The sequence below is a fragment of the Humibacter sp. genome (assembly GCF_051954055.1).
In the GTDB taxonomy this organism is placed as follows: Bacteria; Actinomycetota; Actinomycetes; order Actinomycetales; family Microbacteriaceae; genus Humibacter.
On sequence record NZ_JBQCIE010000080.1, the window covers coordinates 1 to 8,687 of the forward strand.

8 protein-coding genes are annotated in these 8,687 nt (G+C 66.2%); 5 read left to right on the forward strand and 3 right to left on the reverse strand.

The features are described 5' to 3' along the window. Positions 1-133: 133 nt before the first annotated feature. Entirely contained in the window at positions 134-721 is a 588-nt protein-coding gene (locus ACTHNC_RS08625; protein WP_440294190.1) for a GNAT family N-acetyltransferase, read from the reverse strand. Between the two features lie 37 nt (positions 722-758). Then, a complete protein-coding gene (locus ACTHNC_RS08630) occupies positions 759-1,775 on the reverse strand; it encodes an acetylxylan esterase (protein WP_440294191.1) in 1,017 nt (338 codons plus the stop codon). 177 nt (positions 1,776-1,952) lie between these two features. Between ACTHNC_RS08630 and ACTHNC_RS08635 the strand changes: the two genes are divergently transcribed. From ACTHNC_RS08635 to ACTHNC_RS08655, 5 genes are all read left to right on the forward strand, one after another. Continuing rightward, on the forward strand, positions 1,953-2,750 hold the full coding sequence (locus ACTHNC_RS08635; protein WP_440294192.1) for an SDR family NAD(P)-dependent oxidoreductase: 798 nt from the start codon (positions 1,953-1,955) through the stop codon (positions 2,748-2,750). A gap of 142 nt (positions 2,751-2,892) precedes the next feature. Beyond that, complete coding sequence (locus tag ACTHNC_RS08640) at positions 2,893-4,167, forward strand: ABC transporter substrate-binding protein (protein WP_440294193.1); 1,275 nt, start codon at positions 2,893-2,895, stop codon at positions 4,165-4,167. 95 nt (positions 4,168-4,262) lie between these two features. Further along, positions 4,263-5,108: a carbohydrate ABC transporter permease gene (locus tag ACTHNC_RS08645; RefSeq protein WP_440294194.1), complete on the forward strand. Its 846-nt coding sequence runs from the start codon at positions 4,263-4,265 to the stop codon at positions 5,106-5,108. Beyond that, positions 5,105-6,007, forward strand: a complete 903-nt coding sequence (locus tag ACTHNC_RS08650) for a carbohydrate ABC transporter permease (protein WP_440294195.1) — start codon at positions 5,105-5,107, stop codon at positions 6,005-6,007. Before ACTHNC_RS08645 ends, ACTHNC_RS08650 begins: the two co-directional genes overlap by 4 nt. Next, on the forward strand, positions 6,004-7,833 hold the full coding sequence (locus ACTHNC_RS08655; RefSeq protein WP_440294196.1) for a hypothetical protein: 1,830 nt from the start codon (positions 6,004-6,006) through the stop codon (positions 7,831-7,833). Before ACTHNC_RS08650 ends, ACTHNC_RS08655 begins: the two co-directional genes overlap by 4 nt. A 63-nt stretch (positions 7,834-7,896) precedes the next feature. Here the strand turns inward: ACTHNC_RS08655 and ACTHNC_RS08660 are convergent, their stop codons facing one another. Next, the gene (locus ACTHNC_RS08660) at positions 7,897-8,640 is read right to left on the reverse strand and encodes a GntR family transcriptional regulator (RefSeq protein WP_440294197.1); all 744 of its coding nucleotides are present in this window, start codon (positions 8,638-8,640) and stop codon (positions 7,897-7,899) included. Between the last annotated feature and the right edge of the window lie 47 nt (positions 8,641-8,687).

The window sequence follows — 8,687 nt, forward strand, 5'->3', positions numbered from 1 at the left end:
CTGTCGTCACTTGTGAGACCTCGGATCGTTGGATGCTCACCGGCATGCTCGCGCACACCGGCGTGCGACGGGAGGTCCATAGAGGGTGAATTGGAGCCAGCCGCTCCGTGGCGGGCGAAGTGCGGTGGGCCGGCTAGCCGATCTGTTTGCGCATGATCCAGCGGTCCCGGCCGCCGCTGTGCGCCGTGGTCTTCATCGCCCGCTCGAAGCCGGCGCGCTCGAACAACGCGGTGGTGCCGACGTAGCCCGAGATGACGTCGACGCGTCCTTCGGCGGATACGTCGATCGGATACCCCTCGACGAAGCGGGCGCCGTTCTCTCGCGCGTGCCGCACCGCGCCGTCGAGAAGGATGTTCATCAGGCCCTGCCCGCGATACGCGGGCTTGACCACGAAGCAGACTGCGGACCAGGCATCCTCGTCATCGACGAACGGTATCGTGCGGGAGTTCATCAGCCTGCGGTACGTGGAACGCGGGGCGATCGAGCACCAGCCGGCCGGAGAGCCGTCGACGTACGCGAGCACGCCGGGGCCCGGCCGTCGTTCGCACTCCGCCTTCATGTACGCGGCGCGATCCGGGACGCTCGTGTCGCGGTACGACATGCACCAGCACCCCTTGCCACCTGGCTTCTTCACGCCGATGACGTCGTAGAAGCCGTCCCAGTGCTCGAACGCGGCAACCACCTCGATCTCGGCGCCCTCGAGCGGGATGCGTCTGGCCATGCGGTCAGAGTAGTGCTCGAGCGTTCCGAACGGGTTTCTATGCGAGTGAGTCGATCTCGGCGAGGCGTTCCGCCTCCGCCAGCGTCTCGGCGTCGCCGAAGATGTCGCCGAGGAAGGCAAGGCGACGTTCCGCCGCCAGCTGTCCTCCGCCCTCGTGTCCGTTGAACGGGTAAACGTCGATCGCCTTCTGCCCCGCATAGTGGTTGTATGCGGCGAACACGGTCGAGGCGGGGGCCACGTCGTCCATGAGGGCGACGGAGAATCGGGCGCGAGCGGTGGACCGGGCCGCGAAGTTCATGCCGTCGAAGTAACTCAGTGTGGTGAACATCCTGTCGACCAGTTCCGGGCGTGCTCGCCCGAACTCGGTGAGCTCGAGATAGGGCCCTGCGGATGCGACGTCGGCCGCGCGTCTGACGTGGCTGAGGAACGGGAGATCGGCGAGCACGGCGATCGGGGTGTCGTCGAGAGCCGCCGTGGCCAGCGCCAACGCGGCGCCCTGGCTCCCGCCTGCAACCGCGACCCGCGTGGCGTCGACCTCCGGATACTCCGTCGCAGCGCGCACGGCACGAACCGCGTCGACGATGAGCCTGCGGTAGTAGAAGGTTTCCGGGCTCAGCACGCCCTTGGTGAGGAATCCGGATGCCTGCGCTGCCTGGGTGCCATCGCCGTCGACGGTGTCGCTGCCCGCCTGACCCCGGTTGTCGACGATGAGATTCGCGTATCCCGCTGCGCTATAGAGCAGGTTCTGCAGCGTGACGGGCGTTCCCCGTCCGGTCCCGTAGCCCATGTACTGCACGACGCACGGCAACTCGCCGTCTCGATGGCGGGGGAGGTGCAGCCACGCCTTGACCGGCTGTCCGTCGAAGCCGGGGAAGGTCACGTCGTACGTATCGATCGTCTCCAACGGAGAGGCGACCGGTTCGAATCTCGCCGCCGAGCCACCATGCCCGTGCTCGGCGAGAGTGTGCCGCCAGAACTCGTCGAAGTCGGGCAGATCGGTGCTTTCCGGCAGGTAGCGCCGGAGCTGGTCGATGGGCAGATCGAGCACGGGCATGAGCTCGCCGTCCTTTCTGGTCGCGGTTCGCGACGGGGTTAACGCGGTGCCGGCAGCCCTCGACCTGCCGCGCCGTCATCCGGCACGCTGGGTGGGTCGCGGATGCGTCGCCGTCGTTGAGAGCATCGTAGCGACTATCGATGAACGATAGTATTCATAAAATCGAGGAGGATGCATATGGCGCTGACATCGGGCCGCGAGAGCGACGAGTCGCAACTGGTGGGGCGTATGGGCGGCGGCAGGGATTTCGAAGGCCGTGTCGCGGTGGTGATCGGCGGTGCGTCGGGAATGGGCCTCGCCACTGCTGAGCTGTTCGCTGCGCGCGGCGCGAAGGTGAGCATCTCGGATGTCGACGCGGAACGCGGGCAACGGGCAGCGGCAGACCTGCTGCGTGGAGGGTCGCGCGCGATCTTCACGCCGGCCGATATCCGTGTGCTCGCCGACCTCGAGCGGCTCGCCGAGCGAACCGTCGCCGAATTCGGGCGGATCGACGCGGTGTTCCTGAGCGCTGGACGGGTCGAGGCCGACCTGGGCCCGATGCTCGAGCTCTATCTGCAGGGGCCGGCGAACTGCGTGACTGCTCTGGCGCCGCTTCTGGCTCGCTCTGATGCCGCCAGCATCACATTCACGGGATCCACCTCCGGTCTGCGAGCCCACCCGGGAGCGCCGTGGTATGCGGCGGCGAAAGCCGGGCTCGTCGGCATGACACGCACTCTGGCCGTGGACTTGGCGCGTCAAGGCATCCGGGTGAATGCAGTGTGCCCCAGCGGCGTGGACACGCCGATGCTGCGTGCGACGATGCGCGGAACCGAGGAGGAGATCGAATCAAGGCTCGCAGAGCAGGCGACGAGGAAACCGCTGGGGCGATGGGTGACCGCTTCCGACGTGGCCAACGCTGCGGTGTTCCTCGCCTCGTCGCAGGCATCCATGATCACCGGCGTTTCGCTGCCGATCGATGGCGGGGAAAGCCTGTGAGCGGCCGCGGCTTGACGTCGGGGTCAGGTCATGCGATTCTTTCGACTATCGATAGTCGTTCGGAGCGAGCGAAGATCGATACGAGCAACGAGGCTAAGGTCTCTTTTCTCGCCTCACCCCCAGACATCAGAGTGGAGTCGGAATGAAAGGCAAGGGGATCTGGCGGCGCGTCGGCGCCGTTGCAGTGATCGCCGGCGCAGCGTCAATGGTGCTCGCCGGCTGTTCCGGGAACGGTTCGTCGGGCACGACGACGACGGCGTCGGCAGCAGCGCACCTACGAGTCATCGTCAACATCTCACCGAACCTCACCGTCGCGTACTGGACGAAGCTGTTCGACAAGTACGAGAAGGCGAACCCCGGTGTGACCGTCGCACTCGAACGCACGGGCACCATCTCGGCGAGCGACAAGCTGAACCAGGATCTCGCGGCCGGTGACCCGCCGGACATCGTGCAGCAGGTCACGCCGACCGCGGCGACGGCCAAGCTCTTCACCGACCTGTCGAAGCAGTCGTGGACGAAGGACACACCGCTCGTCGACAACTACAAGATCGACGGCAAGACGTACCTCGTCGGGGCGGGCCAGCAGGTGCAGTCGCTCGTCTTCTACAACAAGGCGGCGTTCAAGAAGGCGGACCTCGATGCAACGAAGATCAAGACGGTTTCGCAGTTCACCGAGGCGATGGGCAAGCTGAAGGATGCCGGCTACGAGCCGCTGCAGACGGCCGGTCAGTGGGTCACCGGGTCGCAGTTCACGCTGTTCAACGACTCGACGACGATGACCAAGACACCGGACTGGATCAGCCAGCGACGGGCGGGCAAGGTCACGTTCGCGGGCGACAAGGACTACATGAACTCGCTGAAGACCTACAAGTCGTGGGTCGACAAGGGCTACCTGCAGAAGAGCGATCTCGGACTCGCGTATGCCGACGGGCAGACGAACTTCCTCGAGGGCAAGTCGGCCATGTACATCATGGGCTCGTTCTTCGTCCCCGCTGCGGACCAGGCGAACGTCAGTGACAAGTTCGGTGTCTTCTCGATGCCGACCACCGGAAAGTACCCGACGAAGCAGTTCAGCAACATCGCCGATCCGTACGTCGTGGTGAAGCAGTCGAAGAACCAGCAGGCGGCGATCGACCTGGTGAAGTGGCTGACGACGGACAAGACGGCGGTTGCCAGTGAGCTCGCCGCGGACGGCAACTTCCGCAAGGGCTACACCTACAAGATGTCGAGCCTGGGCGAGGGCGTGCAGAAGATCGTGGATGCTTCGCCCGGCGCCTTCGTCGAGGCCGCGGACGAGCAGCCGCTGCCCGGATACTCGACGGAGCTGGGCAGCCAGATCCAGTCGTTGTACTCGGGGTCGACCCCGCAGCAGGTCGCGGAGAACTTGGACAAGTGGTGGGACTCGCAGGCGCAGTGATCGCCGATGCACGCTCTCCCCGGACTCGCTCCGGGGAGAGCGCTGCGGCGCGCAAACGCAACAGAAGGCTGAGGGATACGGCGGTATCGCTGGGCATGGCCGGCCCCGCGGTGCTGCTCTACTCCGTGCTCATGGTCGTTCCGGTGATCGTTGCGATCTACCTGAGCTTCACCGACTGGGATGGCTTCTCCGAGGCGAACTTCCTCGGCATCCAGAACTATCTGCATCTCTTCCAGGACCCGAATACGACCCACTCGATGTGGGTGACGATGCTCATCGTGATCTTCGGCTCGGCGTTCGAGATCGGGCTCGGTCTGGCATACGCCCTGGCGCTGCGGCAGAAGTCGAGAACAAACTCGGTGTTCCGGGCCCTGACGTACTACCCGCACGTGATCAGCGCGCTGATCCTCGGGTTCCTGTGGAACGCCATCCTCGGAACCAAGGGCGCGCTCAACACGCTTCTCGCGCCGTTCGGCATCGGACCGGTCGGGTTCCTCTTCGAGCAGAACCTCGCCCTCATCTCCCTCATCGCCGTCATCGTCTGGGCCGGATTCGGCTTCAACGTCGTGCTCTTCGTCGCGGCGCTGCAGACCGTTCCGCTCGAGCTGATCGAGGCGGCGGAGATCGACGGCGCCAGCCGCTGGAAGATCAACCGGCACATCGTCATCCCGATGATCGCACCGGTGGTCACGGTGGCACTGATACTCAATCTGATAGGTCTGCTGCGCGCGTACGACATCGTGGTCAGCCTCACCGGTGGAGGACCGGCCGGTGCGACCTCCACCTACGCGTACGTCATCCTCGTGCAGTCCTTCGGAAGCACGAAGATCGGCTACGCCAACGCCCAGGCGGTCTTCCTCATGATCGTTTCCGCGGCGCTCGCGCTGCTCGTGACGGCCCTGCGCAACCGCAGCGATCGGGCGGCAGGAGGCGACGCATGAGCGCCGAGATGATGACAGCCGAAGCGATGGCGGCCGAGGCGGTCCGGAAGCCGCGGCGGCGACGTCAGCGGCAGCGGCCGAATGTCGGGCGCATCATCATGCTCGCGCTGCTCGTGCCGCTCATGGGTGGTCCGGCCTACATCCTTCTGGTCAACGCTTTCAAGACGCAGCAGGACATCCAGGCTCAGCCGTTCGGCATCCCGTTCGACCGGCTCACGCTTCAGCCGCTGATCGCGGCCATCACGAGCCCCGAGTACAACGTCGTGGCCGCGTACGGTTTCACGGCGTCGATCGTGATCGCGGTCGACATCATCTGCATCGCCCTTGCCGGGCCCGCCGCGTACGTCATCGCACGCAGCACGAGCCGCAAGACCCGCCTGCTGCTGCTGTACTTCCTGGCAGGCACATTCATCCCCGGCGCAGCCATGGTCATCCCGGCGATCTACGTGCTGCGAACGCTCGGTCTGGTGAACAGCTTCGCCGGGCTGGTGCTCTACGACTCGGCGACGACGCTCCCGGTGAGCATCTTCCTCATGGTCGGTTACATCTCGACGGTGCCGAGAGACATCGATCAGGCGGCTTCGATCGACGGGGCCGGACGCCTTCGCACGTTCTGGACGATCATCTTCCCGTTGCTGCGGCCGGCCGTCGTGACGATCCTCATCCTCAACTCGATCGGCCTCTGGAACGACTTCGTCAGCCCGCAGATCCTGCTCGGGCCTTCATCGAACCAGTACACCGTGACGACGGCGATCTACACCGGCATCAGCCAGTACACGACCGATCTCACCAAGGTGTTCCCGAACCTCCTGCTGGCGATCGCACCGGTCATCATCTTCTTCATCTACATGCAGCGGCACATCATCAGCGGCCTCACGGTCGGGGCCACGAAGGGATGACCGTACCGGAGTGGGCGCTTCTGCAGGTCAGCCTGCGTGAGCGGCTCGAAGACGCGTGGCGCGAGTTCGCGGCGAAGTACGTGGCTGCCGACGGACGACTGACGCCCGGCGGACGACCGATCGGCCGCGACGGCGCGGACGACTTTCTCGAGGCGATCTTCAACTGGCCGACGCTGTACGCGATCGGCGGCAGCCCCGAGCTGCTCGAGTGCAGCCTGCGGGTGTGGCGCGGCGTGACGGAACAGCTCGAGGAGCTCGGTCTCTTTCGCGACGGTTTCGAGGTCGGCTACGACTGGTTCCACATCGGCGAAGGGCTTGAGCTGTTCTACGGACTGTGCGTCGCGGCTCCGCAGAACGTGGAGCTACGCGATGCCGTCATCCGCTTCGCCTCCCTCTACCTGCCCGATTCGGCCGCGCACAACTACGACGGCGAGCTCGACATGATCAGGGCGCCGCACAACGGTGCCCGCGGTCCGCGGCCGGGCCTGGAGGACGAACTGCCCCGGTTCGGCACAGAACGCGTCGAGTTGCGACCGTACGGTCTTCCCATCGTCGGGCTGCCCGGTATCGAAACGTGGGACGACCTGGACAAGCCGGGCAACGCGGAGCGCATGGCCGAGGCCATGCAGCGGCGGTTCGGGTCGGGCGACGTTGCCGTCAACCTCAATGTGGTGTCGCTCGTCACACTCGCCTGGCTGCTCACCGGGGAGCGCCGCTGGCGCGACTGGGTGGAACGATACGTCGCAGCCTGGATGGTGCGGGCACGCGACAATGAAGGACTCCTGCCCGACAACGTGGGCGCAGACGGGTCGGTCGGCGGCGAGCCTGTCGCGTCGTGGTTCGGTGGCCTCTACGGGTGGACCTGGCCGCACGGCATCCACAGCCTGCTGCCGGCCGCGCTCAATGCCGGTGCCGGCATGCTCACCGTGAGCGGGGACGCGAGAGCGCTCGACCTGGCTTCCGGAATCCTCGACGCCGTGCGACGGCAGGTGGTTCGCGATGTTCCGTCCGACCGGGCCATGACCATGAAGCGTCGCTGGAGCATCCACTTCGACGACGAGTTCACGACCGAGCTCGAGCTGTGGCCGACCCGGTACTCGCTCGACGGATGGTTCGACTATCAGCCGCCGCAGGTCGCGTTCCCGGTGTGGCTGTGGTGGCACGGCCGACGGTCGGGCGACCGGGAGCGCCTGGAGACGATGCGGATCCGCGGAGGATGGGACTGGAACCGTGTGCGCCCCTTCCGCGACAAGGAGGAGGCCGGTCACGAGGATGCCTGGTTCGCCGCTCTCGAAGACGGCGACGTCGAGCGGTTCGCCGCATCCTTCCTCGCCGTCGCCCATCGTCAGGTGGATGAGAGGCTGAGGGCACTGCGCGCTGACGATGTTGCCTCGGGATTCGATCAGGACCGGTGGCAGCGTGTGAACCCCGTCGTCACCGAGGCGCTGACGATGACTGCGCTCGGGGCGCCGCAAGCGCTGTACAACGGTGGATTGCAGCACGCCTTTGTGCGGTACTTCGACCGGGCGTCCGGACGCCCGGGACTTCCACCGCGCGTAGCAGCCCTGGTGGAGTCCATCGAGCCGGAGCCGGCGGCTGTGCAACTGGTCAACCTGGGCGACAGCCCTGCCGAGATCGTGCTGCAGGCGGGCGGCTTCAGCGAGCACGTGATCGAGCACGCCGTGACGCGCAACCTGCGAACCGGCGCCGAGACCACGCTAGGCGTCGACGGCCCTTCACGAGTCAGCGTCGAGCTGCCGGCGGGTGAACGGGTGCGCGTCGCGCTGCGGCTCAGGCTCCATGCGGTCGAGGCGCGACTGGCCTGAGGTGACTCGCGTGTCGAGTGCCTCGTGCCAGCCGTGCCGCCCCGGCTACGGGCTCAGCCCCGACTACGGGCTCAGCAGAGACGCGTGTCTGGCGAACGCCTCGGCTGCGGCATCAGCGGTGTCGGCGTGCAGAAGGCCGAGAAGCTGCGCGTGGTCGTCCGCGATCTTGCTCCAGTCACCGCGGAACAGCGGGTCGCCGACCGCACGAGAAGACCGTAGGGCCGGTTCGATGACATCCCAGCATTTGACGATCAGCGGGTTGCCGCCCGCGATGCACACGTGTCGATGGAACGAGAAGTCGAGCACGCGGAATGCTGCGATGTCTTCGAGCGCGGCCGCCTCGCGCATCCGTTCGACGATCGATTCCAGCTCGGCGCGCGCGTCGGCGCTGAGCTCGGTGGCGGCGAGGCGTGCGGACGTGCGCTCGATCATCGTGCGCGCCGCAATGGCGTGCTCGAGGTCTTCTTCGAGTGCGACGGTCACGAAGTGGCCGCGGCGCGGAACGTGCGTGAGCACCCCCTCGTACGCGAGCCGTTTGACGGCATCGCGCACGGGCGCCTGGCTGATGCCGAGCCGCTGGGAGAGCTCCAGCTCGACCACGCGATCGCCCGGCTTGAGTGCCTGTTCCATCACGAGTCGGCGCACGAGGTCGTACACCTGGTCGGAGAGGAGATCGCGGCCCAGGTTGCCGCGCTCCGCCTCCAGGCTCCGACGGAGCGCCGCTCGCGAATCGAGGTCGGAACTCTGCGCCGCGACCTCATCGGGTGCGGCGTTCGTCTCGGGCTGTGAAGCCGATGTGTTCGACACGCGCATGAGTCTATCTATCGATAATCCAGTAGTTCACGGTTGACGGG

Bases quoted from the DNA above. Each gene is read 5' to 3' on its own strand.
- ACTHNC_RS08625 (WP_440294190.1), bottom strand. From the start codon at position 721: ATGGCCAGACGCATCCCGCTCGAGGGCGCCGAGATCGAGGTGGTTGCC.
- ACTHNC_RS08630 (WP_440294191.1), bottom strand. From the start codon at position 1,775: ATGCCCGTGCTCGATCTGCCCATCGACCAGCTCCGGCGCTACCTGCCG.
- ACTHNC_RS08640 (WP_440294193.1), top strand. From the start codon at position 2,893: ATGAAAGGCAAGGGGATCTGGCGGCGCGTCGGCGCCGTTGCAGTGATC.
- ACTHNC_RS08645 (WP_440294194.1), top strand. From the start codon at position 4,263: ATGGCCGGCCCCGCGGTGCTGCTCTACTCCGTGCTCATGGTCGTTCCG.
- ACTHNC_RS08650 (WP_440294195.1), top strand. From the start codon at position 5,105: ATGAGCGCCGAGATGATGACAGCCGAAGCGATGGCGGCCGAGGCGGTC.
- ACTHNC_RS08635 (WP_440294192.1), top strand. From the start codon at position 1,953: ATGGCGCTGACATCGGGCCGCGAGAGCGACGAGTCGCAACTGGTGGGG.
- ACTHNC_RS08655 (WP_440294196.1), top strand. From the start codon at position 6,004: ATGACCGTACCGGAGTGGGCGCTTCTGCAGGTCAGCCTGCGTGAGCGG.